Source organism: Gryllotalpicola daejeonensis (genome assembly GCF_039538145.1).
GTDB classification, from domain to species: Bacteria; Actinomycetota; Actinomycetes; order Actinomycetales; family Microbacteriaceae; genus Gryllotalpicola; species Gryllotalpicola daejeonensis.
In genome coordinates this window covers 404698-429665 of sequence record NZ_BAABBV010000001.1, presented here as the reverse complement: position 1 = coordinate 429665, position 24968 = coordinate 404698, and the positions used below count along the sequence as shown (strand labels likewise).

The following is a 24968-nucleotide window of genomic DNA, read 5'->3' as shown; positions in this document are numbered from 1 at the left end:
GGAGCCATGCGCACCGGCATCCGTCTCGGCATCGATGTCGGCACCGTCCGCATCGGCGTGAGCCGGTCGGATCCGTCCGGCTTGCTCGCGTCGCCGCTCGAGACCGTGACGAGATCGGATGCCGGAGCCGATGTGGCCCGCATCGGCCAGCTCGTCACCGAGCACGACGCGATCGAGCTCGTCGTCGGGCTGCCGCTTGCGCTGTCGGGGCGGCGCACCGCCAGCACCGAGGACGCGGTCGCGTTCGCCGAGCGGCTCGCCGGCACGGTGGCGATTCCCGTGCGGCTGGTGGACGAGCGGCTGTCGACCGTGACCGCCACGGTGTCGCTGCGCCAGTCGGGGAAGAACTCGAAGAAGTCGCGTAGCGTGGTAGACCAGTCTGCGGCTGCGGTTATCCTGCAGCACGCGCTCGACGCCGAGCGGTCGACTGGCCGGCCGGCGGGCAGCGAAGTCCTGCCGCCGAGCGTCTGACCCGAAGGAGCGCCCCCACGTGACTTTCCGAGCCACGCCCTCCGATCAGCACGGCCCCGGCCCTGAGCCGGGCCGGCCTGAGACGGGGCAGCCGCGGCAGCCCATGACGCGGCGCGAGGCACGCGAGCTGGCCCGTGCCGAGGCGGAACGCGCTGCGCGGGGGGCGCACGCGACGCCCCCGGAGGCGGCGCCTGTCGAGGAGCCGCAGGCCGAGGCATCCCCGGCCCCTACCGGTGCGGCGGTGTGGGCGGCTTCGCCCGTCACGGCGCAGACCGAGGTTCAGCGGCCGGTCGCGGCGGCGCCAGCTGCGCAGGAGACACAGGCCGAGGAATCCGCCGATGACGCAGACGCCGACTTCTCATGGCTGCACGCCGCAACCCACGATCACGACGGCGGCCGTGGCGGCCGTGGCGGTCGGAAGCCGCCGAAGCCTCCGCGCAGCGGCGGCGGCGGCCGGCGCGCCCTGACCTGGATCATCTCGACCGTCGTGATCCTCGGCCTCATCGGCGGCGGTGCCCTGTTCGCGTGGAACACTTTCCAGCCGCAGGTGAAGGCGGTGCTCGGGCACTTCGACAACAAGCCCACCGACTACAAGGGCGACGGCACGGGCACGGTGCGCATCACGATCAACCAGGGCGACACCGGCGAGTCGATCTCGAAGACTCTCGCGACCTCAGGCGTCGTCATGACGCCGCAGGCGTTCTACTCGCTGCTGCTGCAGACCCATCCCGACCCGGTGTTCCAGCCCGGCGTCTACCAGTTGCGCAAGAGGATGAGCGCGAAGAGCGCCCTCGCGCTGCTGCAGGACCCGAAGTCCAGGCTCGAGCACACGCTGCTCATCCGCGAGGGCGATCGCGAGGCGACCGTGCTGCAGAACGCGGCGACGGCCACCGGCATCCCGCTCGCGCAGCTGCAGGCGGCGGCCAAGAACCCCGCGTCGTTCGGACTGCCGCCGCAGGCGAAGACGCTCGAGGGCTTCCTGTTCCCGGCGACCTACAACCTCGACCCCGGCTTGACGGCGCAGCAGGTGCTCACGAAGCTCGTGGACCGCACGAAGCAGGCGTTCCAGGAGGACGGGATGCCGACCGATCCGGCGAAGCTGTGGAGCACCGTCATCCTCGCCTCGGTCGTGCAGTCCGAGGCCGGTCCGAACCCCGACGATCTGCCCAAGATCGCGGGTGTGTTCCAGAATCGGCTCAACAAGGGCATGCTGCTCGAGTCCGACGCGACCGTCACCTACGGCCTCGGCAAGCACGCCGTCTTCACGACGCCCGAGCAGCGCGCCGACGCGTCGAACCCGTACAACACGTACGTGCACAAGGGCCTGCCGCCCGGGCCCGTCGGCAACCCCGGCGACGGCGCGCTGAAGGCCGCCGCGAACCCGCAGGGCGACTACCTGTTCTTCACCGTGGTGAACCTGCAGACCGGCGAGACGGCGTTTGCGAAGACCGCCGACGAGCAGAACGCGAACGTCGCGAAGCTGCAGGCGTGGTGCCAGGACTCCGCGAACAAGGCGTACTGCCAATGACGCGGGCACCGGACACGCGCCTCGCGGTTCTCGGCAAGCCGATCGCGCACTCGAAGTCGCCGCTGCTGCACGCGGCCGCCTACGACGTGCTCGGGCTGCAGTGGATCTACGAGCGGGACGAGATCGACGAATCGCAGCTGGCCGCCTTCGTCAAGTCGCGGGATTCCGCCTGGCGCGGTCTCTCGCTGACGATGCCGCTCAAGCAGGCGATCCAGCCGCACCTCGATCGCATCGATCGCATCGGCGAGCTCACGGGCGCCGTCAACACCGTGCTGTTCGAGTGGGGCGGCGACACCGTGCATCGCGCCGGCTTCAACACCGACGTGCCCGGGATCGTGCGGGCCCTCGGCGCCGCGGGGGTCGAGCGGGTGCGGCACGCGCACATCCTCGGCGGGGGAGCGACGGCGGCGTCCGCCATCGTCGCCGCGAGCGAGCTCGGCGCAGAGAGCGTGCTCGTGAGCGTGCGGGCGCCAGAGCGCGCCGCAGGGCTCGTGCCGCTTGCGGCATCCGTCGGCCTCACCATCGACCTCGCGACGTTCGACGACCCGCGTGACGATGACGCGACGGGACTGGTCGTGAGCACGCTGCCGGGGGGCGTGGACGCGCCCGTCACGTTCGACGCGGATTTCCGCGCGCGCGTTCCGCTTCTCGACGTGGCCTACGAGCCGTGGCCGACGACGCTGGGGCAGGCGTGGACGGATGCCGGGGGAGTCGTGCTCAGCGGCCTGGCCATGCTCGTTCACCAGGCGCTGCTGCAGGTGCGCATCTTCGTCGCAGGCGACCCGTTTGCGCCGCTGCCCGACGAGGACGCCGTGCTCGCGGCGATGCTCGGCGCGGTGGGCCTCGCGGCCGATGGCACCCCGCGCGGCCAGTAACCTTTTCATATGCTTCGTTGGCTCACCGCAGGGGAATCGCACGGACCCGAACTGATCGCCATGCTCGAGGGTCTTCCCGCCGGTGTGCCGGTCAAGCTCGACGAGATCCAGGGCGACCTGGCGCGGCGCAAGCTCGGCTACGGCCGCGGTGCCCGCATGAAGTTCGAGCAGGATGAGCTGACGCTGTCGGGCGGCGTGCGTCACGGCTTCAGCATGGGCAGCCCCGTCGCGCTGCGCATCGGCAACACGGAGTGGCCGAAGTGGGTCGACGTCATGAGCCCCGAGCCGGTCGACCCTGCGGTGCTGAGCGGCGGCCGCGGTGCGCCCCTGACTCGCCCGCGCCCCGGCCACGCCGATCTCGTCGGCATGCAGAAGTACGGCTTCGACGAGGCACGCCCCGTGCTCGAGCGCGCGAGCGCGCGTGAGACCGCGGCCCGCGTCGCGCTCGGCGCGATCGCGAAGTCGTTCCTGCGCGAGCTCGGCATCACGACCGTCGCGCACACGCTGTCGATCGGCCCGGTGCGCGTTCCGGAAGGCGCGGCGCTGCCGCTGCCCTCCGACGTCGATGCGCTGGATGCCGACCCGCTGCGGTGCTTCGACCCCGCCACGAGCGCGCTCATGGTCGCCGAGGTGGACGCCGCGCACAAGGCGGGCGACACCCTCGGCGGCATCGTCGAGGTGCTCGCGTACGGCGTTCCGGTCGGCCTCGGCTCGCACGTGCAGTGGGACCGCAAGCTCGACGGCCGCCTCGCCCAGGCTCTCATGAGCATTCAGGCGATCAAGGGCGTCGAGATCGGCGACGGCTTCGAGACCACGCGCCGTCGCGGTTCGCAGGCGCACGACGAGCTGGTCGTTGAAGACGGCCTGATCGAGCGCACGAGCGACAAGGCGGGCGGCACAGAGGGCGGCATGTCCACCGGAACGGTGCTGCGCGTCCGCGCCGGCATGAAGCCGATCGCCACCGTGCCGCACGCGCTCAAGTCGATCGACGTGTCCACGGGCGAGGCCGCACCCGCGCACCACCAGCGCTCCGACGTCTCCGCGGTTCCCGCCGCAGGCGTCGTCGCCGAGGCGATGGTCGCGCTGGTGCTCGCCGACGCCGTTCTCGAGAAGTTCGGCGGCGACTCGCTCGCCGAGACGAAGCGCAACCTCGAGGCATACCTCGCCGCGATCCCGGCCACGCTTCGCACGGCCGTCGCGAGCGCGCAGCCCGCAACGGGCGCCGAGGCCTAGGCATGGCGATCGTCCTGATCGGGCCGCCGGCCGCGGGCAAGTCGAAGATCGGCAAGAAACTCGCCAAGCTGCTCGGCAAGTCGTTCATCGACACCGATGCGATCATCGTGCGCGACCACGGCGCCATCACCGACATCTTCAGAGAGCACGGCGAGGCGCACTTCCGGCGCATCGAACGCACCGCGGTGATCGAGGCGCTCAGCCAGGACGCGATCATCGCGTTCGGCGGCGGCGCGGTGCTCGACGAGAACACCCAGCGCGACCTCGAGCAGCACATCGTCGTGCTGCTCGACGTCGACGCGGAGTCGGTCGAAGGCCGCATCAAGGCAGACGGCAAGCGCCCTCTCGTGCCGGACATCGACGCATGGAAGGCCCTCGTGGCTGCGCGCCGGCCGCTCTACGAGCGCCTCGCCGATCGCCGGGTCGAGACCGCGAACCGCCCCCGCGACGAGATCGCCCAGGAGCTCGCGGACTGGGTCCACAACGGAGGAGCTTTCACCGAATGAGCAGCGACATCACCCAGATCCAGGTGCCGGGAGCCGACGCCTACACCGTAACCGTCGGCTACGGCGTGCGCGAGAGCCTCGCCGACAAGCTCGGCGGCGACGTCTCGAAGGTGCTGATCGTGCACGCGCCGACGCTCGCCGCAGCCGCCGCCGAGCTGCGCGAGACGCTCGCCGACCGCTACCAGGTGCTGCTCGCCGAGGTGCCCGACGGCGAGGCTGCCAAGCGCGTCGAGGTCGCCGCGTTCTGCTGGCAGATCATGGGCCAGGCCGACTTCACGCGCTCCGACGCGGTCATCGGCTTCGGCGGGGGAGCCACCACCGACCTCGCGGGCTTCGTCGCGGCGACGTGGCTGCGCGGCGTGAAGCTCATCCAGGTGCCCACCACCGTGCTCGGCATGGTCGACGCCGCCGTCGGTGGGAAGACCGGCATCAACACGGCAGAGGGCAAGAATCTCGTCGGCTCGTTCTACGCGCCGTCGGCGGTCATCGCCGACCTCGAGACGATCCCGAGCCTGCCGCGCAACGACCTGCTCGCGGGCTTCGCCGAGATCGTGAAGTGCGGCTTCATCGCCGAGCCCGAGATCCTCGAGATCGTCGAGGCCGATGTGGACAAGGCGACGGATGCCTCCTCCGACGAGTTCCGCCGCGTGGTCGAGCTGTCGATCGCGCTCAAGGCGCGCGTCGTGGGCGAGGACTTCAAAGAGGCCGGGCTGCGCGAGATCCTCAACTACGGCCACACACTCGGCCACGCGATCGAGCACGCCGAGCGCTACCAGTGGCGGCACGGCGCCGCGATCTCCGTCGGCATGGTCTATGCGGCAGAGCTCTCGAGGCTTGCGGGGCGACTGTCGGATGCCGCGGCCGATCGGCATCGCAGCATCCTCACGTCCTTGACCCTGCCGACCACCTACCCGCTCGGCCGCTGGCAGACGCTGCTGGCGACCATGCGGCGGGACAAGAAGGCGCGCGGCGCGATGATGCGCTTCATCGTGCTCGACGAGATCGGGCGCCCTACGGTGCTGCGCGGGCCGGACGAATCGCTGCTGTTCGCCGCCTATCAGGAGGTCGGCGTCTAACGCGCCCGGCGGGGGTACCGTCAGGGCATGACCGCCCCCACGCCGCCGCGACGGCATTCGCGGCACCCGCTGGTGGTGGTCTGGGTCATCGTCGGCGCCGCGATCGTCGCAGTCGTGGCGCTGCTGGCGAGCGGGCGGCTCAATGCCAATGTGCTGCCGAAGGCGGCCGAGAAGCCGGTGCCGCTGAGCGTGGAGTGCTTCGATGCGGGCGGCGACCCACTGTCGGGGTGGTCGGCGACCGCGGCTGAGGCGTCCGCGCACCCGCGCGTCGACCCGACCGCGGTGTGCGCAGGACTCTATCGGGATCATTCGGCGACCGCGACGATGGATCGCATCGCCGCCCAGCAGCAGAGACTCGGCCACGACTGCGTCGAGTTCGACACGAGTGACGGCGAGCACTGGTTTCTGACCGAGCTCGTGGTCTCGCCCCAGGGCACCTACTTCGCCAGCGGTGGCCCGGCACCCGGGCACGTGCCTGACTTCGGGACGGTGCAGCAGCCGGCCCCGCTCGAGTCTGCGTCGCCACGACCGGTGCCTGCCCCCTCGGGCAGCTGCGCGGTGCTGCCGACCGTGACGTGGGACCTCTCGGTGCCGCCGATGGCGGCGTGCACGAGCGACGGCACCGCCGTGTCGGTGTACGTGCGCGAGGGGTCGCGGTCGGCGGCGGATCTCTGCGCAGCGAAGGGTCTCGTCGTCGCGGGCTGAGCGGTGGGATCGGGTCGATACGCAGAGATGATTCGCTACGCAGAGCAGATCGAGCCGGAGGTCTGCGTATCGGCCCATCTCTGCCGATCGGCACGCGGCACGGGGCCGATCGCGGTAGGTTCGGCGCATGGCCGACACCGTTGCCGAGCATCTGCAGGTGAAGAAGGGCGAGAAGATCGCCATCGTCGAAGCGACCCCCGAGCAGCGGGCGCTCCTGCTTCCTCTTCCGGAAGGCTCGGTCGAGGCATCCGTCGCCGAAGCGGACGCCGTGTTCGCGTTCGCGACGTCCCTCGAGCAGCTGCACGCCGAATTCGCCGAGCTGCTGCCGCAGCTCGCGGATACCCGCGTCGTCTGGTTCGGATATCTCAAGGGCGGCAAGGGCGAGCTGAACCGCGACGTGATCGCGAAGGCGGTGCTCGAGCACGGCTGGCGCGCCATCGGCAACCGGCCGTTCAACGACGAGTGGTCGGGCATCCGGGTGCGTCCGCTCAAGCCGGGCGAGGCCGAATCGCTAAAGTGAGCGCGTGACCCACGTCCTCGTTCTGAACGGCCCCAACCTCGGCACCCTCGGCACTCGCGAACCCGAGATCTACGGTAGCGAGACGCTCGACGACCTGCGCGCGCTGCTCGAAGCCGACGCGACGGCCACCGGCGCCACCGTCGAGGTGCGCCAGACCGACCACGAGGGCGAGCTGCTGGGCTGGCTGCACACCGCGGCGCAGCAGAAGACCCCGGTCGTGCTGAACGCCGGCGCGTGGACGCACTACTCGATCGCCGTGCACGACGCCGTGCAGTACGTGACGAGTTCGGGCGTGCCGCTCATCGAGGTGCACATCTCGAACCCGCACGCGCGCGAGGAGTTCCGGCACACCAGCGTCATCACCGCCGTCGCGACCGGGGTGATCGCCGGCTTCGGCTTCGACTCGTACCGTCTAGCCCTCGCGCAGCTGACCCGATAGGGCAATGATTCTCCTGTGAGCCACCCATCAGGGGGCCAGCGACAGTGAGGGGACAGCATGCTCGGCACGATTCTCTGGATCATCATCGGCGGCATCATCATCGGCCTGATCGCGAAGTGGATCGTGCCCAGCAGGCACGATGACATTCCCTTCTGGCTGACCGCCATCTGCGGCATCCTCGGCATCATCGTCGGCAACTGGATCTATGCGGCGATCTTCCACAACGGCCAGTTCGTGGGCACGGGCGGCTTCGACTGGTGGCGGCACATCTGGCAGGTGGCCGTCGCGATCGTCTTCGTGATCATCGCCGCCTCGATCTCGGCGAGCATGCGGGGGCGGCGCCGCGCCTGACCCGGCTCGGCCGAGCCTGAACGGATGCCTCGGGCCGCCCGTGCCCGCGCTGGTAGGCTCTTCGGGGCCCGGTTTCGAGAGAGACCGAGGCCTCGCAGCTTCCTTCCAGCGCCATTGCGCGTTGTCAAACGACCTGAACGGATCCATCCATGGCATCTACCGCTGACATCAAGAACGGCGTCGTGCTCAACATCGACGGCCAGCTCTGGAGCATCATCGAGTTCCAGCACGTCAAGCCGGGGAAGGGCGGCGCGTTCGTCCGCACCAAGATGAAGAACGTGCTCACGGGCAAGGTCGTCGACAAGACCTACAACGCCGGCACGAAGATCGACATCGAGACCGTCGACCGCCGCGACTTCCAGTACCTCTACAACGACGGCGACTCGTTCGTCTTCATGGACCAGACGGACTACGACCAGATCAACGTGCCCGCCGCCACCGTCGGCGACGCGGCGCACTTCATGCTCGAGAACCAGATCGTGACGATCGCGATGAACAACGGGAACCCGCTGTACGTCGAGCTTCCCGCGTCGGTCGTGCTCGAGGTCACCTACACCGAGCCGGGCCTGCAGGGTGACCGCTCGAGCGCCGGCACGAAGCCCGCGACGGTCGAGACCGGCTACGAGATCCAGGTCCCGCTGTTCCTCGAGACCGGCACCAAGGTCAAGGTCGACACCCGCACGGGCGAGTACCTCGGCCGCGTGAACGACTAGGACTCATGAGCGCACGCACGAAGGCCCGCAAGCGGGCCCTCGACATCCTGTACGTCGCCGACCTGCGGGGCATCTCGATCCCGCAGGCTCTGGCGGCCGAGGCCGAGCGCGCGGCGAACGAGCCCGCGCGCGAGGCATCCTGGCTCTACGCCCGCGAGATCGTCGACGGGGTCAACGACCACCGCGACGAGATCGACGAGCTGATCGAGACGTATGCACACGGCTGGACGCTCGCGCGCATGCCGATCGTCGACCGCGCGATCGTGCGCATCGGGGTGTGGGAGCTGCTGTTCAACCCCGAGGTGCCGACCGGCGTCGCCATCTCCGAAGCCGTCGAGGCCGCGACCGTGCTGTCGACCGAGGACTCGTCGGGCTTCATCAACGGACTGCTCGCCAAGATCGCGCAGACCGTCGGCGACGATGACGCGAGGGATGCCTCACGCGCAGCTCGCGAGGAATAGCCGGCTCGCCCGTCAGGGCTGCACGGGCATCGTCGCGCAGTTCGAGCCGGCCGTGATGCCGTCGACCCGTTGCGTGAGCCACGCGATCGCCGCGCCCTGGTCCGCCAGCAGCGGGCTGATGTGGTTCGTCAGCAGCCCGTCGCCGAGGTTCGGCACCGGAATCGGCACGTAGCTCACGTCGCCGCCGCGCTTGCACCAGTCGACGGCGAGCTGCCGCGCCTGCGCGTGCGGCACGATGTCGTCGGCGATGCCGGTGGCCACGCGGACCGGCCCTGACGGCGCGAGCGTGCCGAGCTTCTGCGCGGCCAGCGCCTGCTGGATGGCCTGCTCCTTCGCGGCGATCTGCATCAGCGTCTCGCCGTCGTTCGTCCACCCGCTGCTCTTCTGGAAGGCGAAGCCCGCGAGACCGTCGCCGATGCACGCGGTCGCGAGGTCCGTGAGGGCGGCGCGGCCCGCGTCGTTCACGTGCGCCGCGACGATCGGGGCGAGCGACGGGTACGACTGCACGAGGCTGTTCAGCGTCCACCCAAGGGCGCCGGCGAGGGCGCTGCCGTCGATGCCCGCCGCAACGGCGGCGAGGTCGGCCGGCGGGGCGCCGACGTAGCTGCCGGCGAGGTTCACGTCGGGGGCATACGTGCTGCGCAGTTCCGCTGCGGCTGCCGTCGCGCCGCCGCCCTGGCTGTAGCCGTAGAGCCCGACGCGCGAGCTGCGGGTCACGGAAGCCCCGGGCACCTGGAGCGCCGCCCGCGCGGCATCCAGCACCGCGTGCCCCTCATCGACGCGGTTGACATAGGTGTGCACGCGATCGGTCGTTCCGAACCCGAGGTAGTCGGTGACCATCACCGCGACGCCCTCCGCCAGCAGGCGGTAGGCAGCGACGTCTTCGTAGCCGACCGACACGGTCTGCCCGTTGAAGGTGATCGGATGCTGCAGCGCGAGTGAGGGCGCACACTGATCGCCCTGGCCCATCGTTCCCGGGGCCAGCACCACGAGCGGCCGCGCGCCGACGCCGTGCCACCTGGCGGCCGGCTCGATGTAGGCGCCCGTGACCGCGGCGCGCACGCCGTTGCTGTCGGTGGTCGTGTACATGACCCGCGTGGCCGTGCCCGGCAACGCCCCGACGGCGGGCAGAGTGAGCCCCGCGCCGAGGGCGAGCGGCTCGCTGCGGATCAGCGCGCCGTTGCGCGCAGGCAACGCCGCCGGCGGGTTGTAGAACGCGGGAATCGTGACTCCGCGTGACACCTCGAGCTGCGTGCTGCTCTCGGCCGCATGCGCCGGTGCCGTGGTCATCGCCGCCGCGGCCACCGCCGCCGCCGCTGCCACCGCGGCGAGCATTCGCGAGCGCCCGCCCCGCGCCTGTGAGCTGGACTTCGACCGGATCATCTGTGCCCCCACACTGCCGGCTCCGTTGCCGGCTCCTTATTGAACCTAGAGTCAATAGCGGGGATTCGGCAAGTGACGACGGTCGGGCGCGCCGCTTACGCTCGAGGCGATGGACGATGACGAGCGGCTGCAGGCGAACGGGGCGCGGCGCGAGCCGCTCGACTACGACGCGTTCCTCGCGCACCGCACGGTGAGCCGCCTGCGGGGTGTCGTGCGTGTCGACGGCGCCGCCGTGCCGGGGTCGCTCATCGAGAAGTCGACGGACCTGGCTCACGCCTCGCCGTATCTGCGCGCCAACGCCCAGCGCGAGTTCCAGGCGTATGCCTCAGGGCTGCTCGACGAGCTCGCGCCGGCCGTTCGGGCGCCACGTCTCCTCGGTTCTCGGGCGGTGCCCGACGGCGAGCTGACGCTGTTGCTCGAAGAGGTCGTGCACGACGGAACCCGGCCGCTCGACGCACCGGCGCTGCTCGCGGCGGCGCACGACCTCGGCACCATGGCGGGACGGTGGTGCGGCCGAGTGCCGGGGGAGCCGTGGCTCTTCACGGGCTGGATCGACCGGCACAGCCAGCCGGAAGCTGCCACCACCGGGCGACAGGTGCTCGGGCAGCCGAGCGCCGACGCCATGACACTGCTCGGCGATCGCCTCGCCGCCGGACTGCGGCTGATCGAGGCGCAACCGCGCCTTCGCACCACCCTCGATTCCCTGCCGCAGACGCTCTGCCATCACGACGCGGTCGGCGCGAACGTCTTCATCTCGTCGGGGCAGACGGTGCTCATCGACTGGGAGTCGGTCGGGCCGGGCCCGGTCGGCGCGGATCTCGCCTCGCTGCTGTTCTCTTCCGTGCGACGCGGTGATGCCCAGGCATCCGTCGTCGCCGCGATCGTCGACGACGCGGTGGCGAGCTATGCGGCGGGCGTGCGCGCAGAGGATCCGGCCATCACGGAAGGCGACGTCCGACTCGGCTTCGATGCCGCCGCCGGCCTGCGGTGGAAGCTCATCGCCGACCTCGCGGTGGCGGTCGAGACGGGACGCCCGGTGCGGCGGGGGAGCCTCCCCGACGAGTCGCCCGCGCAGGCACAGGCCGAGCTCGTCGCGCTCAGCGACCTGCTGCTGGCGTCGGCACGCCGTGCGCTCAGCGCGGGCGGGTGACCGTCACCTCGACGGCCTCCGCGAGCCGGGCGACGGCAGCTGCGTCGGCCGCGCTCGCGCCGAGCCCTGCGGAGGCCACCGCGATCGCACCCGCCGCTGAGGCCTCGGCCAGGGCCTGCGGCACGACGGCGCCGCGCGACAGCCCCATCAGCAGCCCGGCCACGAACGCGTCACCGGCGCCTTCGGTGTCGACGACCTCGTCGGCCGGGGCCGGCCCGACGTCATACCAGCGCTCGCCCGTCTCGTCGGCGTGCACCGCCCGTGCCCCGTCGCCGCCGCGGGTGCACACGGCCAGCTGCGCCCCCTCGGCGATGCGATCGCGCAGGTAGGAATCGACGTCGGCCAGGCGCACCTCGCTCGCGACGACGACGTCGGCCGCAGCGGTGAACGGGCGGGCGTAGCCGTCTGCCGCGCCGTCGTCGTCGTGCACATCGCACCAGACCGGAACGCCGATCGAGCGGTAGGCCGAGAGCAGCGGAACGCTGTGGTCGCAGAGATCGAGCACGGCGGCCGTGACATCGGGGTCGACGGTCGGCGGCGCGGCCTGGTGCACCTGTTGCGCCTGCGGCAGCTCGAGGTAGATCGAGACCCGGCCGCCCGAGGCATCCAACAGGTTCAGGTGGCGCTCCGTGCGCCTGGAGACGCTCCCGGTCGCGCGCACCTCGACGCCCGGGACCTCGAGCGCCCGCAGCACCTGACCGGCGACCTCATCGACGCCCACCACCGTCTGCAGCACCACCTCAGCGCCGAGGGCGGCGAGGGTGAGCGACTTCCCGGCCGACGTGCCGCCCACACCCTCCGACCAGCGCTCGGCGAACAGGGTCTGCGACACCGGCTCGGGCAGCGCCCCGACCCGCGCGGTGACATTCCACGAGGCCGGCCCGTTCACGAGAACGCGCACTCGGGCATCCCCGACCTTGTTGATGAGCATCAGACGGTTATATCCGACGGGGCGCACTCAGCCCGTTCGACACTTCGCCGCCGGCGCGCTGATAGGGTTGAGCCATAGTTAGGCACTCTTTAAGACCGTCCCGTGAGGCGGAGAAGGGAGTCGGCGGATGAGCACGAGAACCGTGCTGAGTGAGGCTGACATCGCCCGAGCGTTGACTCGGATCTCACACGAGATCCTTGAGTCCAATCGGGGAACGGAGGGCCTCGTGATCCTCGGGATTCCCACCCGCGGCGTCACGCTGGCCCAGCGAATCGCCGCGAACATCGCCAAGATCGAGCCGGACAGCCGCGTCTTCGCCGGCAGCCTCGACGTCACGATGTACCGCGACGACCTGGCCCACACGCGCACCCGCACGCCCGGGCGCACGAGCGTGCCCGCGTCGATCGACGGCGCCACGGTGGTGCTCGTCGACGACGTGCTGTTCTCGGGTCGCACGATCCGCGCCGCCCTCGACGCGCTGAACGACATCGGCCGCCCGGGCATCGTGCGCCTTGCCGCGCTCGTCGACCGCGGCCACCGCTCGCTGCCGATCCGCGCCGATTTCGTCGGCAAGAACCTGCCGTCTGCGCTCGACGAGCGCATCAACGTGCACCTGAACGAGGTCGACGGCGACGAGTTCGTCGCGATCGAGTCCAAGCGCAGCGACAGCCAGGGCGAGGTGGATGCCTGATGCGGCACCTCCTCTCGACGAAAGACCTCTCCCGCGAGGCCGCGATCCGGCTCCTCGACATCGCCGAGGACATGGCCGACGTGCAGAACCGCGAGGTCAAGAAGCTGCCGACGCTGCGCGGCAAGACGGTCGTGAACCTCTTCTTCGAGGACTCGACCCGCACGCGCATCAGCTTCGAGGCCGCCGCGAAGCGCCTGTCGGCCGACGTCATCAACTTCAGCGCGAAGGGCTCGAGCGTCTCGAAGGGCGAGAGCCTGAAGGACACCGCGCAGACGCTGCAGGCGATGGGGGCTGACGGCGTGGTCATCCGGCATCAGGCATCCGGTGCGCCCTTCACGCTCGCGACCAGCGGCTGGATCGACGCCGGCGTGATCAACGCGGGCGACGGCATGCACGAGCACCCGACCCAGGCGCTGCTCGACGCCTTCACGATGCGCCGCCGGCTGCACGGCGCCGCCAGCCGCGGCAAGGCGCTCGACGGGGTCGCGGTGACGATCGTCGGCGACATCCTGCACTCGCGCGTCGCGCGCTCGAACGTGTGGCTGCTGAACACGCTGGGCGCCGAGGTCACACTGGTCGCGCCGCCCACGCTGGTGCCGGTCGACACCTCGAGCTGGCCGGTCACGGTGGGCTACGACCTCGACGCGGCGATCGACGACGGCGTGCCCGACGTGCTCATGATGCTGCGCATCCAGGGCGAGCGGATGCATGCCGCGTTCTTCCCGAGCGAGCGCGAGTACGCCCGCACCTGGGGTCTCGACGACGAGCGCCTCGCGCGCCTCGCCGACGACACGATCGTGATGCACCCCGGCCCGATGAACCGCGGCCTCGAGATCTCGGCGGCAGCCGCCGACTCGCCCCGCTCGACCGTGCGGGAGCAAGTCGCGAACGGGGTATCGATCCGCATGGCCGCCTTGTACCTGCTGCTCGCCGGCGAAGAGGAGAACTGATGTCAGAGAGCTTTCTGATCGCCGGAGCGACGCTTCCCGACGGGTCGCGTGCCGACCTGCTCATCGAGGACGGCACAGTCGTCGAGCTGGGCGCGAGCGTGAGCGCAACGGATGCCACGCGCGTCGACGCGGACGGCCTGATCGCCCTTCCCGGGCTGGTCGACCTGCACACGCACCTGCGCGAGCCGGGCTACGAGCAGTCCGAGACGGTGCTCACCGGAACGCGCGCCGCGGCCGCAGGCGGCTACACCGCGGTCTTCGCGATGGCGAACACCTCGCCGGTCTCCGACACCGCCGGCGTCGTCGAGCAGGTGCTCTCGCTCGGCGAGGCCGCCGGTTACGCGACCGTGCGCCCGATCGGCGCGGTGACCGTGGGGCTGGGGGGCGAGCAGCTCGCCGAGCTCGGCGCCATGGCCGCGAGCCGCGCGCAGGTGCGTGTCTTCAGCGACGACGGCTTCTGCGTCTCCGACCCGATGCTGATGCGCCGTGCCCTCGAGTATGTGAAGGCCTTCGACGGCGTCATCGCGCAGCACGCGCAGGAGCCGCGGCTCACGCAGGGGGCCCAGATGAACGAGGGCGTGCTCTCGGGCGAGCTCGGCCTCGCGGGCTGGCCCGCGGTCGCCGAGGAGTCGATCATCGCCCGCGACGTGCTGCTCGCCGAGCATGTCGGCAGCCGCCTGCACGTGTGCCATGTCTCGACCGCGGGGTCGGTCGAGGTCATCCGCTGGGCGAAGTCGCGCGGCATCCGGGTCACGGCCGAGGTCACCCCGCACCACCTGCTGCTCACCGAAGACCTCGTGCGCGGCTACGACGCCCGCTACAAGGTGAACCCGCCGCTGCGCACCCGCGACGACGTCGAGGCCCTGCGCGAGGCGCTCGTCGACGGCACGATCGACATCGTCGCCACCGACCACGCCCCGCACCCCGTTGAGGCGAAGGACACCGAGTGGGATGCCGCGGCCAACGGCATGGTCGGGCTCGAGTCCGCGCTCTCGGTGGTGCACGCGGCGCTCGTCGCCGACGGCCGCCTCGACTGGGCGGACGTCGCGCGGGTCATGAGCTCGAAGCCGGCCGAGATCGGGTCGCTTGCCGGCTACGCCGACGGGCTCGTCGTCGGCGCGCCCGCGAACCTCACGCTCTACGACCCCGAGGCCAGCCGTTCGTTCTCGACCGAGGACCTCGCGGGCAAGGGCGTCAACTCGCCCTACCTCGGCCTCGAACTGCCGGGCCGCGTGCTGCACACCTTCCACCAGGGCCGCCGCACGGTCGCCGACGGGACCGTGGTCGATGTCGCGGAGGTGGCCCGTGCCTGAGTGGGCCTCGACGATCATCGTCGTCCTCGTCCTGCTGCTGATCCTGTTCGGCATGTGGCAGGGCTGGCGGGCGCTCGTGCGGCGCTCAGCCCACCTCGAGCCGTCGCATGACATGCCGGCCGGGCTGGGGGAGCCGCTCGTCGAAGCGCGCGTGCTCTACGTCGCGACCACGGCGCAGGGCAGGCCGCTCGAGCGCCTCGCGATCACGGGGCTGGGCTTCCGCGCGCAGGGCGTGCTTACCGTGCACGGCTCGGGTCTCGTGGTGTCGCTGGACGGGGCAGAGGATGTCTGGATTCCGGCATCCTCGATCGACTCGGCTCAGCCTGCTCAGGTCGTCATCGACAAGGCCGTGGAAAAAGACGGGCTCGTCGTCGTGACCTGGGGTCTCCATTCGCTTCGCGAGTCGACCGGCGAAACGGTCCTCGTCGACAGCTACTTCCGCGTTCTCGAGCCAGAAAAGACCGGCTCGCTGTACAACGCGATCGATTCTCTCACCGCACAAGAAAGCGAGGTCTGACGTGCCTGTTCCTTCCCCCGCCGTCCTGGTGCTCGAAGACGGGACCCGCTACGAGGGTCGCGCCTACGGCGCCCAGGGCCGCACGCTCGGCGAACTGGTGTTCGCCACGGGCATGACCGGCTACCAGGAGACGCTGACCGACCCGTCCTACGCGGGCCAGATCGTCATCCAGACCGCGCCGCACATCGGCAACACGGGCATGAACGACGAGGACATGGAGTCGCGCCGGATCTGGGTCGCCGGCTACGTCGTGCGCGACCCCAGCCGGGTCGTCTCGAGCTTCCGCTCGATCCGCAGCCTCGACGACGAGCTCGAGTCCACGAACATCGTGGGTATCTCAGGCATCGACACCCGGGCGGTCACCCGTCACATCCGCGACCTCGGCGCCATGCGCGCCGGCATCTTCTCGGGCGAGGACGCGGCGCTGTCGCAGTCCGAGCAGCTCGAGATCGTGCGCGCGGGCGCCGAGATGACCGGGCTCAACCTCTCTGCGCAGGTCTCGGTGACCGAGGACACGGTGACGCCCGCCGTCGGCGAGAAGATCGGCAACCTCGCCGTGCTCGACCTCGGCGTCAAGCAGTCCACCCTCGACAACCTCGCGAAGCGCGGCTTCGAGGTGCACGTGCTGCCGCAGGACTCGACGCTTGAGCAGATCCTCGCCATCGACCCGGTCGCCGCGTTCTACTCGAACGGCCCCGGCGACCCGGCGGCCTCAGAGGCCCAGGTGCAGGTGCTTCGCGGTCTGCTCGACAAGGGCCTGCCGTTCTTCGGCATCTGCTTCGGCAACCAGCTGCTCGGTCGCGCGCTCGGCCTCGAGACCTACAAGCTGCCGTTCGGCCACCGCGGCATCAACCAGCCGGTGCGCGACAAGCAGACCGGTCGTGTCGAGATCACGGCGCACAACCACGGATTCGCGGTCAAGGCGCCGAGCAACGACGAGCCCTTCGACTCGCCGAACGGCTACGGCCGCGTCGAGGTCAGCCACGTCGATCTGAACGACGACGTGGTCGAGGGCCTCAACGCCCTCGACATCCCGGCCTTCTCGGTGCAGTACCACCCCGAGGCCGCGGCCGGCCCGCACGACGCCAACTACCTCTTCGACCGGTTCCGCGACCTGGTCGTCTCGCACAAGACCAACGACCAGAAGGACGCCGAGTAAGACATGCCCAAGCGCCCCGACATCAACAGCGTCCTCGTCATCGGCTCAGGGCCGATCGTCATCGGCCAGGCGGTCGAATTCGACTACTCGGGCACCCAGGCGTGCCGCGTGCTGCGCGCCGAGGGCGTGCGCGTGATCCTCGTCAACTCGAACCCGGCGACGATCATGACCGACCCGGACTTCGCCGACGCGACCTACGTCGAGCCGATCACCCCCGAGGTGATCGAGTCGATCATCCAGAAGGAGAAGCCCGACGCGATCCTGCCGACCCTCGGCGGCCAGACTGCGCTCAACGCCGCGATCGCGCTGCACGAGCGCGGCATCCTCGAGAAGTACGGCGTCGAGCTGATCGGCGCCAAAGTCGACGCGATCCGCAAGGGCGAAGACCGGCAGATCTTCAAGGAGCTCGTCCTCGAGTCGGGGGCAGACGTCGCGGCATCCGTCATCTGCCACTCGATGGACGACCTGCTCGCCGGCGCCGAGAAACTCGGCTACCCGCTCGTCGTGCGCCCGTCGTTCACGATGGGCGGCCTAGGCTCAGGCTTCGCGTTCAACGAAGAGGACCTGCGCCGCATCGGCGGCGCCGGCCTGCACGACTCGCCCACCCACGAGGTGCTGCTCGAGGAGTCGATCCTCGGGTGGAAGGAGTACGAGCTCGAGCTCATGCGCGACACGGCCGACAACACGGTCGTCGTCTGCTCCATCGAGAACGTCGACCCGGTCGGCGTGCACACCGGCGACTCGATCACGGTCGCGCCCGCGCTCACGCTGACGGACCGCGAGTACCAGAACCTGCGCAACATCGGCATCGAGATCATCCGCCGCGTCGGCGTCGACACCGGCGGCTGCAACATCCAGTTCGCCGTCGACCCGAGCAACGGCCGCGTCATCGTCATCGAGATGAACCCGCGCGTCTCGCGGTCTTCCGCGCTCGCGTCGAAGGCGACCGGATTCCCCATCGCGAAGATCGCCGCCAAGCTCGCCATCGGCTATCGCCTCGACGAGATCCCGAACGACATCACCCGCGTGACGCCGGCGAGCTTCGAGCCCACGCTCGACTACATCGTCGTGAAGGTGCCGCGCTTCGCCTTCGAGAAGTTCCCGGCGGCCGACCCGACGCTGACCACGACCATGAAGTCGGTCGGCGAGGCGATGGCCATCGGCCGCAACTTCTCGAGCGCGCTGCAGAAGGCGCTGCGCAGCCTCGAGAAGCGCGGTTCGTCGTTCCACTGGGACGAGGAGCCCCGCTCGATCGACGAGCTGCTCGACGTCGCCAAGACGCCGACCGACGGCCGCATCGTGGTCGTGCAGCAGGCGCTGCGCAAGGGCGCGACGGTCGAGCAGGTCTTCGAGGCCACCAAGATCGACCCGTGGTTCCTCGACCAGATCGTGCTGATCAACGAGGTCGCCGAAGACATCCGCAACGCGCCGACCCTCGACACCGCGACCATGCGGTGGGCCAAGGAGCACGGCTTCAGCGACGTGCAGATCGGGCAGCTGCGCGGCTTCGGCGAGGCGGATGTGCGCGAGGTGCGGCACATCCTCGGCGTTCGGCCGGTCTACAAGACGGTCGACACCTGCGCGGGCGAGTTCCCGGCGCTCACGCCGTACCACTACTCGAGCTACGACTCCGAGACCGAGGTCGCGCCGAGCGACAAGAAGAAGGTCGTCATCCTGGGCTCAGGGCCGAACCGCATCGGGCAGGGCGTCGAGTTCGACTATTCGTGCGTGCACGCCTCGTTCGCCCTGCACGACGCGGGCTTCGAGACGATCATGATCAACTGCAACCCCGAGACGGTCTCGACCGACTACGACACGTCCGACCGCCTGTACTTCGAGCCGCTCACGCTCGAGGACGTGCTCGAGGTCATCCACGCGGAGTCGCAGTCGGGCGAGCTGGTCGGCGTCGTCGTGCAGCTCGGCGGCCAGACCGCGCTCGGGCTGGCGACCGGCCTCAAGGAGGCCGGCGTCCCGATCCTCGGCACGAGCCCGGAGGCGATCGACCTCGCCGAGGAGCGCGGCCTCTTCGCCGGCATCCTCGAGGACGCCGGCCTGCTCGCGCCGCGCAACGGCACCGCCTACGAGCTCGACGGCGCCAAGCAGGTCGCCGGCGACATCGGGTACCCGGTGCTCGTGCGCCCCAGCTACGTGCTCGGCGGCCGCGGCATGGAGATCGTCTTCAGCGAGGAGCAACTCGTCGACTACTTCGACCGCATCGACGGCCAGGGCATCGTCGGCCCCGGCCACCCGCTGCTCGTCGACCGCTTCCTCGACGACGCGACCGAGATCGACGTCGACGCCCTCTACGACGGCGAGCGGCTCTACATCGGCGGCGTCATGGAGCACATCGAAGAGGCCGGCGTGCACTCGGGCGACTCGAGCTGCACCCTGCCGCCCGTGACGCTCGGCCGCTCGGACGTCGCGAAGGTCATCGAGGCCACCGGCAAGATCGCCGCAGGCATCGGTGTGCGCGGCCTGCTCAACGTGCAGTTCGCAATCGGAGCCGGCGTGCTCTACGTGCTCGAGGCGAACCCGCGCGCGAGCCGCACCGTGCCGTTCGTGAGCAAGGCGCTGGGGATTCCCCTCGCCAAGGCGGCGAGCCGCGTGATGGCCGGCGCCAAGATCGACGAGCTGATCGCCGAGGGTCTGCTGCCAGAGGCGGACGGCTCCAGCATCCCGCTCGACGCCCCCGTCGCCGTGAAGGAGGCCGTGCTGCCCTTCAAGCGCTTCCGCGACAATGCCGGCCACGTCGTCGACTCGCTGCTCGGGCCCGAGATGCGCTCGACGGGCGAGGTCATGGGCATCGACCGCGACTTCCCGCGCGCCTTCGCGAAGAGCCAGGCCGCCGCGTACGGCGGCATCCCATCCTCCGGAACCGCCTTCGTCTCGGTCGCCGACCGCGACAAGCGCAACATCGTCCTCCCGGTGCTGCGCCTGACCGAGCTCGGCTACCGTGTCGTCGCCACAGAGGGCACCGGCGAGGTGCTCGCGCGCAACGGCATCGCGAGCGAGACCGTGCGCAAGTTCAGCGAGCGCGACAAGGAAGGCGAGTCGGTCGTCGACATGCTGAACCGCGGCGAGGTGGACATCGTCGTGAACACGCCGACCGGCGGAGCGACGCGGCACGACGGCTACGAGATCCGCGCGGCTGCGGTCGCCGCCGACAAGCCGCTGTTCACCACGATCAGCGAACTGTCCGCCGCTGTCGCCTCCATCGAGGCGGTGCGCGCCGGCTTCGACGTGAAGAGCCTGCAGGACTACCAGCGCGAGCGCGACGCTCGGAAGCAGGAGGCGGCCGAGGGAGGCGCGGCGTGAGCGACGCGACCTTCGGCATGGGCTTCGGCTTCGGCGGCGTCCTGGGCTCCGCGCTCGAGGCCTTCGGGCCGCTGTGCGTCGGCATCGACCCGCACGACTTCCTGCTGGAGGAGTGGGGCCTGCCGTCGTCAGCCGCGGGCGTTCGCGAGTTCGGACTGAGGGCGGTGGATGCCGCGGCCGGCCGCGCCGGAATCGTGAAGCCCCAGGTCGCGTTCTTCGAGCGCTTCGGGTCCGCGGGCTACGCCGCCCTCGAGGAGGTGCTGCGCGCCGCGCGCACGGCGGGTCTGATCACGATCGCCGACGCGAAGCGCGGCGACATCGACACCTCGCTCGCGGGTTACACCGAGGCCTGGCTCACGCCGGGGTCGCCGCTCGAGGCCGATGCCGTCACGATCAACCCCTTCCAGGGCGTCGGGTCGCTGGAATCCGCCATGGAATATGCGGCCGACAACGGCAAGGGGATCTTCGTGCTGGCCGCGACCTCGAACCCCGAGGCGGCCGGGCTGCAGAGTGCCCGCGTTGCCAGCGTGACCGTGTCTCGTGCCATCATCGATGGTGTGAGCGCCTTCAACGCAGGTCGCGCAGGGGAAGGGCCGATCGGCTCGATCGGCGTCGTCCTCGGCGCAACGGTCGACTTCACCGCGCTCGGCGTCGACGTGCACACGCCGCACTCGCCGGCCCTTCCGGTGCTCGCACCGGGCTTCGGTCACCAGGGCGCGAAGGCGACCGACGTGCGCCGCCTCTTCGGGGCCCTCGCGCCGTTCACGCTGGTGTCCGAGTCGCGCAGCCTGCTGCAGGCCGGCCCGCGCGGGCTCGCCACGGCGATCGATGCCCGCGCCGCGGAGTTGCGAGCCGCTCTTGGCTGAGCAGGCGCGGCCCACGCCGCCCGATGTCGACCGCGCGGCGGCGTCACGGGCGGCTGTCGCGGCGCGCCGCGCCAGGGCAGAGCTCAAGGCGCAGATCACCTCGGGGGCGCGCAGCGCGGAGTCCGTGCTCGACGAGGGCGCCCGCGAGCCGAACGGCCCCGCAGGCACTCTGCGGGTGACCGATTTCCTGCTCGCGATCCCCGCGATCGGCGTGACGAAGATGAAGGCGACGCTCGACCGCCTCGAGATCTCTCAGGTCAAGCGCGTCGGCGGCCTCGGCCGGCATCAGCGCGAGCGGCTGCGGGAGTTCCTGCGCGAACGCGCCCGGCTGTCGTCGAAGGCGCGCGGCGCCGCGCGCCTCATCGTGCTCGCCGGCCCGACGGCGGTGGGCAAGGGCAGCGTCTCGACCTACATCCGCGAGAACTATCCCGATGTCGTGTTCTCGGTGTCGGCGACCACCCGCAAGCCGCGCCCGGGCGAGATCCACGGCGTGCACTACTACTTCGTCGACGACGCGGAGTTCGACCGCATGATCGCCGCGGGGGAGTTCCTCGAGTGGGCGACCGTGCACAACATGAGCCGGTACGGAACGCCCCGCGGCCCCGTGCGCGAGGCGCTCGCGGCCGGCCGCAACGTGCTGCTCGAGATCGACCTGCAGGGCGCCCGCCAGGTGCGGGCCAATGACCCCGACGCGCTGCTCGTCTTCCTCGCCCCGCCGTCGTGGGACGAGCTGGTGCGCCGCCTCATCGGCCGCGGCACCGAGAGCCCCGAAGAGCAGCGCCGCCGGCTCGAGACCGCCAAGATCGAGCTGGCCGCCGAGGGGGAGTTCGACCGCACCGTCGTGAACACCACCGTGCCGGAGGCCGCGCGCGAAGTCGTAGACTTGATGTCTGTGCCATTGCGCGCGAATCCGCGTGACTGACCGCGGACCCCAGAACTTTTTCGTTAGGAGAACCCCATGGCGACGTCCCAGAAGGGCATCATCGACCCGCCCATCGACGAGCTGCTGAGCAAGGTCGAGTCGAAGTACGCGCTGGTCATCTTCGCGAGCAAGCGTGCCCGCCAGATCAACGACTACTACGCAGATCTGCACGAGGGCAGCCTGTTCGACAACGTCGGCCCGCTCGTCGACTCGTCCGTCGAGGACAAGCCGCTGTCGGTCGCCCTCCACGAGATCAACGAGGACAAGCTCGTCGTCAAGCCGATCGCCGAGCAGCAGTAGCGCACGCCGGCTGACCGTGAGCAAGGATGCCGCCGGAGCGCCCCGTCTGACCATCGTCGTCGGGGTGACCGGCGGCATCGCCGCGTATAAGACGGTCTCGCTGGTGCGCAGCTTCGTGCTCGAGGGCCATGACGTGCACGTCGTTCCCACCGAGGCCGCCCTCAAGTTCGTCGGCAAGCCCACCTGGGAGGCGATCAGCCGCAACCCGGTCACCTCCGACCTCTACGACGGCGTCGACGAGGTCCGGCACGTCGCCCTGGGCCAGAAGGCCGACCTCATCGTCATCGCCCCCGCGACCGCGAACACCCTCGCGAAGCTCGCGCACGGCATCGTCGACGACCTGCTCACCAACACGGTGCTCGCCTCGAAGGCCCCGCTCGTCGTCGCCCCCGCGATGCACACCGAGATGTGGCAGGCGCCCGCCACGCAGGCCAACGTGAAGACGCTGCGCGAACGCGGGGTGTTCATCATCGGCCCCGCCAGCGGTCAGCTGACCGGCAGCGATTCGGGGCCCGGCCGCATGGAAGAGCCCGACACCATCGCCCAGGCGGCGCTCAAGAACGTCATCGGGGTGGGGGCTCCCTCAGGAAGCGGTGCGGCGCAGGCATCCGTCGCCCGTGCTCGACGCGCGCGCGTGGACGACGTGAGCGACGGCGCGCGACTCGACCTCGACGGACTCAAGGTGGTCGTCACGGCCGGCGGAACGCGCGAGCCGTTCGACCCCGTGCGCTTCATGGGCAACCGCTCGAGCGGCAAGCAGGGCATGGCGATCGCCGCCGCTGCGGCCGCACGCGGCGCCGACGTCACGCTGATCGCGGCGAACATCGGCACGGATGCCGTGCCGAGCACCATCGCCGTGGAATCCGTCGGCACGACGCTCGAGCTCGAGAAGGCCGTCACCGACGCTGCGAAGCGGGCGGATGTCGTGATCATGGCGGCCGCGGTCGCCGACTACCGGCCCGCGCAGGTGCAGCAGGGCAAGATCAAGAAGGAGCACACGGGCGACAAGCTGACGGTCGAGTTCGTGGTGAATCCCGACATCCTGGCCGAGCTGTCGTCGTCGCGTCGCGAGGGCCAGATCGTGATCGGATTCGCCGCCGAGACCGAGCCGGACCCGGCGACTCTGCTCGAGCTGGGCCGCTCGAAGATCGCCCGCAAGGGGTGCGACTTCCTCGTCGTCAACAACGTCGGCTGGAACCACGGCTTTGCCACAGATGACAACGACGTCATCGTGCTCGACCGCTCCGGCGATATCGTGATGGAGGCCTCCGGAACGAAATTGTCGGTGGCCGACCGTATTCTCGACGCGACGCTTTCGAACGTCTGAACCACGGTTCCTGCACCACCCGATCGCCTGACGCGAACCAGACGCTTCCGGCCCTACCAAGGGAGAAATATGTCCGCTTTGCGCCTGTTCACCTCTGAGTCCGTCACCGAGGGGCACCCCGACAAGATCTGCGACCAGATCTCCGATGCGATCCTCGACGCTCTGCTGACCGTCGACCCGAAGGCGCGCGTCGCCGTCGAGACCATGGTCACGACCGGCCAGGTGCACGTCGCCGGCGAGGTCACCACCGAGGGCTACGTCGAGATCCCGCAGATCGTGCGCGACAAGATCACCTCGATCGGCTACACGTCCTCAGACGTGTGGTTCGACGGCCGCTCGTGCGGCGTGTCGATCTCGATCGGCGCCCAGTCGCCCGACATCGCGCAGGGCGTCGACGACGCGTTCGAGACGCGTGAGGGCGCGAGCGCCGACGCGCTCGATCGCCAGGGCGCCGGCGACCAGGGCATCATGTTCGGCTTCGCGGCGACAGAGACGAAAGAGCTCATGCCGCTGCCGATCTGGCTGTCGCACCGCCTCTCCGAGCGGCTCGCCGCCGTGCGCCAGTCGGGCGAGCTCGAATTCCTGCGCCCCGACGGCAAGACCCAGGTCACGATCGGCTACGACGGTCTCACGCCGAAGTCGGTCGACACCGTCGTGCTCTCCACGCAGCACGCGCCCTCGATCGGCCTCGCGGCACTGCGCGATGCGGTCGAGAAGACCGTGATCCGCCCCGTGCTCGACACGGTCGACCTCGACCAGTCGCAGCTCAAGCTGCTGATCAACCCGACCGGCAAGTTCGAGATCGGCGGCCCGCACGGCGACGCCGGGCTCACCGGCCGCAAGATCATCGTCGACACCTACGGCGGCGCCAGCCGCCACGGCGGCGGCGCGTTCAGCGGCAAGGACCCGTCGAAGGTCGACCGCTCGGCGGCCTACGCCATGCGCTGGGTCGCGAAGAACGCGGTCGCGGCGGGGCTCGCCGACCGGCTCGAGGTGCAGGTCGCCTACGCGATCGGCGCGGCGCACCCCGTCGGCCTCTACGTCGAGGCGTTCGGCACCGAGAAGGTGCCGCTCGAGACGATCACGACCGCGATCCGCGAGGTGTTCGACCTGCGCCCGGCCGCAATCATCCGCGACCTCGACCTGCTGCGCCCGATCTACTCGCAGACCGCCGCCTACGGCCACTTCGGCCGCGAGCTGCCCGACTTCACGTGGGAGCGCCTCGACCGCGTGGACGACCTGCGCAACGCCGCAGGCCTCTAGATC

At 70.3% G+C, this 24968-nt stretch carries 26 protein-coding genes; 24 read left to right on the top strand and 2 right to left on the bottom strand.

Going from position 1 to position 24968, the window contains the following annotated elements; translation table 11 throughout:
* The first annotated feature begins 6 nt into the window (after positions 1-6).
* The 12 genes from ruvX to nusB all read left to right on the top strand — a co-directional run bounded on the left by ruvX (position 7) and on the right by nusB (position 8878).
* A complete protein-coding gene (ruvX, locus tag ABD736_RS02155; protein ID WP_344790094.1) occupies positions 7-471 on the top strand; it encodes a Holliday junction resolvase RuvX in 465 nt (154 codons plus the stop codon).
* A 19-nt stretch (positions 472-490) separates the two neighbouring features.
* Positions 491-1999, top strand: coding sequence for an endolytic transglycosylase MltG (mltG, locus tag ABD736_RS02150; RefSeq protein ID WP_344790093.1), 1509 nt, complete (start codon positions 491-493; stop codon positions 1997-1999).
* On the top strand, positions 1996-2874 hold the full coding sequence (locus ABD736_RS02145; RefSeq protein WP_344790092.1) for a shikimate dehydrogenase: 879 nt from the start codon (positions 1996-1998) through the stop codon (positions 2872-2874). The genes mltG and ABD736_RS02145 overlap by 4 nt, the downstream gene beginning before the upstream one ends.
* Positions 2875-2883: 9 nt before the next feature.
* Positions 2884-4107: a chorismate synthase gene (gene aroC / locus ABD736_RS02140; RefSeq protein ID WP_344790091.1), complete on the top strand. Its 1224-nt coding sequence runs from the start codon at positions 2884-2886 to the stop codon at positions 4105-4107.
* A 2-nt stretch (positions 4108-4109) separates the two neighbouring features.
* Positions 4110-4613, top strand: coding sequence for a shikimate kinase (locus ABD736_RS02135; RefSeq protein ID WP_344790090.1), 504 nt, complete (start codon positions 4110-4112; stop codon positions 4611-4613).
* Positions 4610-5689: a 3-dehydroquinate synthase gene (gene aroB, locus ABD736_RS02130; RefSeq protein ID WP_344790089.1), complete on the top strand. Its 1080-nt coding sequence runs from the start codon at positions 4610-4612 to the stop codon at positions 5687-5689. Before ABD736_RS02135 ends, aroB begins: the two co-directional genes overlap by 4 nt.
* 27 nt (positions 5690-5716) lie before the next feature.
* The gene (locus tag ABD736_RS02125) at positions 5717-6394 is read left to right on the top strand and encodes a hypothetical protein (RefSeq protein WP_344790088.1); all 678 of its coding nucleotides are present in this window, start codon (positions 5717-5719) and stop codon (positions 6392-6394) included.
* Between the two features lie 127 nt (positions 6395-6521).
* Positions 6522-6914: a hypothetical protein gene (locus tag ABD736_RS02120; RefSeq protein ID WP_344790087.1), complete on the top strand. Its 393-nt coding sequence runs from the start codon at positions 6522-6524 to the stop codon at positions 6912-6914.
* Positions 6915-6918: 4 nt separating this feature from the next.
* Complete coding sequence (gene aroQ, locus ABD736_RS02115) at positions 6919-7353, top strand: type II 3-dehydroquinate dehydratase (RefSeq protein WP_344790086.1); 435 nt, start codon at positions 6919-6921, stop codon at positions 7351-7353.
* 57 nt (positions 7354-7410) lie between these two features.
* Positions 7411-7704, top strand: a complete 294-nt coding sequence (locus ABD736_RS02110) for a GlsB/YeaQ/YmgE family stress response membrane protein (protein WP_344790085.1) — start codon at positions 7411-7413, stop codon at positions 7702-7704.
* A 149-nt stretch (positions 7705-7853) separates the two neighbouring features.
* Entirely contained in the window at positions 7854-8417 is a 564-nt protein-coding gene (gene efp, locus ABD736_RS02105) for an elongation factor P (RefSeq protein WP_344790084.1), read from the top strand.
* Between the two features lie 5 nt (positions 8418-8422).
* Complete coding sequence (gene nusB, locus ABD736_RS02100) at positions 8423-8878, top strand: transcription antitermination factor NusB (RefSeq protein ID WP_344790083.1); 456 nt, start codon at positions 8423-8425, stop codon at positions 8876-8878.
* A gap of 12 nt (positions 8879-8890) precedes the next feature.
* On the opposite strand, the gene ABD736_RS02095 is transcribed toward nusB, so the two are convergent.
* Complete coding sequence (locus ABD736_RS02095) at positions 8891-10201, bottom strand: lipase family protein (protein WP_344790082.1); 1311 nt, start codon at positions 10199-10201, stop codon at positions 8891-8893.
* 169 nt (positions 10202-10370) lie between these two features.
* On the opposite strand from ABD736_RS02095, the gene ABD736_RS02090 reads away from it, so the two are divergent.
* On the top strand, positions 10371-11411 hold the full coding sequence (locus tag ABD736_RS02090; RefSeq protein WP_344790081.1) for a phosphotransferase family protein: 1041 nt from the start codon (positions 10371-10373) through the stop codon (positions 11409-11411).
* Here ABD736_RS02090 and ABD736_RS02085 read toward each other — a convergent pair.
* Complete coding sequence (locus ABD736_RS02085) at positions 11395-12342, bottom strand: carbohydrate kinase family protein (protein WP_344790080.1); 948 nt, start codon at positions 12340-12342, stop codon at positions 11395-11397. The two genes, ABD736_RS02090 and ABD736_RS02085, sit on opposite strands and share 17 nt — an antisense overlap.
* A gap of 127 nt (positions 12343-12469) precedes the next feature.
* Between ABD736_RS02085 and pyrR the strand changes: the two genes are divergently transcribed.
* From pyrR to metK, 11 genes are all read left to right on the top strand, one after another.
* A complete protein-coding gene (pyrR, locus tag ABD736_RS02080; RefSeq protein ID WP_344790079.1) occupies positions 12470-13033 on the top strand; it encodes a bifunctional pyr operon transcriptional regulator/uracil phosphoribosyltransferase PyrR in 564 nt (187 codons plus the stop codon).
* Positions 13033-13983, top strand: coding sequence for an aspartate carbamoyltransferase catalytic subunit (locus ABD736_RS02075; protein WP_344790078.1), 951 nt, complete (start codon positions 13033-13035; stop codon positions 13981-13983). Before pyrR ends, ABD736_RS02075 begins: the two co-directional genes overlap by 1 nt.
* On the top strand, positions 13983-15296 hold the full coding sequence (locus ABD736_RS02070; RefSeq protein ID WP_344790077.1) for a dihydroorotase: 1314 nt from the start codon (positions 13983-13985) through the stop codon (positions 15294-15296). The genes ABD736_RS02075 and ABD736_RS02070 overlap by 1 nt, the downstream gene beginning before the upstream one ends.
* Positions 15289-15813: a PH-like domain-containing protein gene (locus ABD736_RS02065; protein ID WP_344790076.1), complete on the top strand. Its 525-nt coding sequence runs from the start codon at positions 15289-15291 to the stop codon at positions 15811-15813. Before ABD736_RS02070 ends, ABD736_RS02065 begins: the two co-directional genes overlap by 8 nt.
* A 1-nt stretch (position 15814) precedes the next feature.
* Positions 15815-16972 carry a glutamine-hydrolyzing carbamoyl-phosphate synthase small subunit gene (gene carA / locus ABD736_RS02060; RefSeq protein ID WP_344790075.1) on the top strand — a complete coding sequence of 386 codons (1158 nt, stop codon included), beginning with the start codon at positions 15815-15817 and terminating at the stop codon, positions 16970-16972.
* 3 nt (positions 16973-16975) lie between these two features.
* Entirely contained in the window at positions 16976-20287 is a 3312-nt protein-coding gene (gene carB / locus ABD736_RS02055; protein WP_344790074.1) for a carbamoyl-phosphate synthase large subunit, read from the top strand.
* Between the two features lie 17 nt (positions 20288-20304).
* Positions 20305-21153: an orotidine-5'-phosphate decarboxylase gene (gene pyrF, locus ABD736_RS02050; RefSeq protein WP_344792191.1), complete on the top strand. Its 849-nt coding sequence runs from the start codon at positions 20305-20307 to the stop codon at positions 21151-21153.
* Positions 21146-22075, top strand: a complete 930-nt coding sequence (gmk, locus tag ABD736_RS02045) for a guanylate kinase (protein WP_344790073.1) — start codon at positions 21146-21148, stop codon at positions 22073-22075. The genes pyrF and gmk overlap by 8 nt, the downstream gene beginning before the upstream one ends.
* A 36-nt stretch (positions 22076-22111) precedes the next feature.
* Entirely contained in the window at positions 22112-22375 is a 264-nt protein-coding gene (gene rpoZ, locus ABD736_RS02040) for a DNA-directed RNA polymerase subunit omega (protein WP_344790072.1), read from the top strand.
* 46 nt (positions 22376-22421) lie between these two features.
* Complete coding sequence (locus tag ABD736_RS02035) at positions 22422-23702, top strand: bifunctional phosphopantothenoylcysteine decarboxylase/phosphopantothenate synthase (protein WP_344792190.1); 1281 nt, start codon at positions 22422-22424, stop codon at positions 23700-23702.
* 69 nt (positions 23703-23771) lie between these two features.
* On the top strand, positions 23772-24965 hold the full coding sequence (gene metK, locus ABD736_RS02030) for a methionine adenosyltransferase (RefSeq protein ID WP_344790071.1): 1194 nt from the start codon (positions 23772-23774) through the stop codon (positions 24963-24965).
* Positions 24966-24968: the final 3 nt, after the last annotated feature.

Bases quoted from the DNA above. Each gene is read 5' to 3' on its own strand.
- aroB (WP_344790089.1), top strand. From the start codon at position 4,610: ATGAGCAGCGACATCACCCAGATCCAGGTGCCGGGAGCCGACGCCTAC.
- rpoZ (WP_344790072.1), top strand. From the start codon at position 22,112: ATGGCGACGTCCCAGAAGGGCATCATCGACCCGCCCATCGACGAGCTG.
- ABD736_RS02075 (WP_344790078.1), top strand. From the start codon at position 13,033: ATGCGGCACCTCCTCTCGACGAAAGACCTCTCCCGCGAGGCCGCGATC.
- ABD736_RS02120 (WP_344790087.1), top strand. From the start codon at position 6,522: ATGGCCGACACCGTTGCCGAGCATCTGCAGGTGAAGAAGGGCGAGAAG.
- nusB (WP_344790083.1), top strand. From the start codon at position 8,423: ATGAGCGCACGCACGAAGGCCCGCAAGCGGGCCCTCGACATCCTGTAC.
- metK (WP_344790071.1), top strand. From the start codon at position 23,772: ATGTCCGCTTTGCGCCTGTTCACCTCTGAGTCCGTCACCGAGGGGCAC.
- ABD736_RS02145 (WP_344790092.1), top strand. From the start codon at position 1,996: ATGACGCGGGCACCGGACACGCGCCTCGCGGTTCTCGGCAAGCCGATC.
- ABD736_RS02135 (WP_344790090.1), top strand. From the start codon at position 4,110: ATGGCGATCGTCCTGATCGGGCCGCCGGCCGCGGGCAAGTCGAAGATC.
- ABD736_RS02085 (WP_344790080.1), bottom strand. From the start codon at position 12,342: ATGCTCATCAACAAGGTCGGGGATGCCCGAGTGCGCGTTCTCGTGAAC.
- carB (WP_344790074.1), top strand. From the start codon at position 16,976: ATGCCCAAGCGCCCCGACATCAACAGCGTCCTCGTCATCGGCTCAGGG.
- ABD736_RS02090 (WP_344790081.1), top strand. From the start codon at position 10,371: ATGGACGATGACGAGCGGCTGCAGGCGAACGGGGCGCGGCGCGAGCCG.
- ABD736_RS02125 (WP_344790088.1), top strand. From the start codon at position 5,717: ATGACCGCCCCCACGCCGCCGCGACGGCATTCGCGGCACCCGCTGGTG.
- ruvX (WP_344790094.1), top strand. From the start codon at position 7: ATGCGCACCGGCATCCGTCTCGGCATCGATGTCGGCACCGTCCGCATC.
- aroC (WP_344790091.1), top strand. From the start codon at position 2,884: ATGCTTCGTTGGCTCACCGCAGGGGAATCGCACGGACCCGAACTGATC.
- pyrF (WP_344792191.1), top strand. From the start codon at position 20,305: ATGGGCTTCGGCTTCGGCGGCGTCCTGGGCTCCGCGCTCGAGGCCTTC.
- ABD736_RS02110 (WP_344790085.1), top strand. From the start codon at position 7,411: ATGCTCGGCACGATTCTCTGGATCATCATCGGCGGCATCATCATCGGC.
- ABD736_RS02070 (WP_344790077.1), top strand. From the start codon at position 13,983: ATGTCAGAGAGCTTTCTGATCGCCGGAGCGACGCTTCCCGACGGGTCG.
- pyrR (WP_344790079.1), top strand. From the start codon at position 12,470: ATGAGCACGAGAACCGTGCTGAGTGAGGCTGACATCGCCCGAGCGTTG.
- efp (WP_344790084.1), top strand. From the start codon at position 7,854: ATGGCATCTACCGCTGACATCAAGAACGGCGTCGTGCTCAACATCGAC.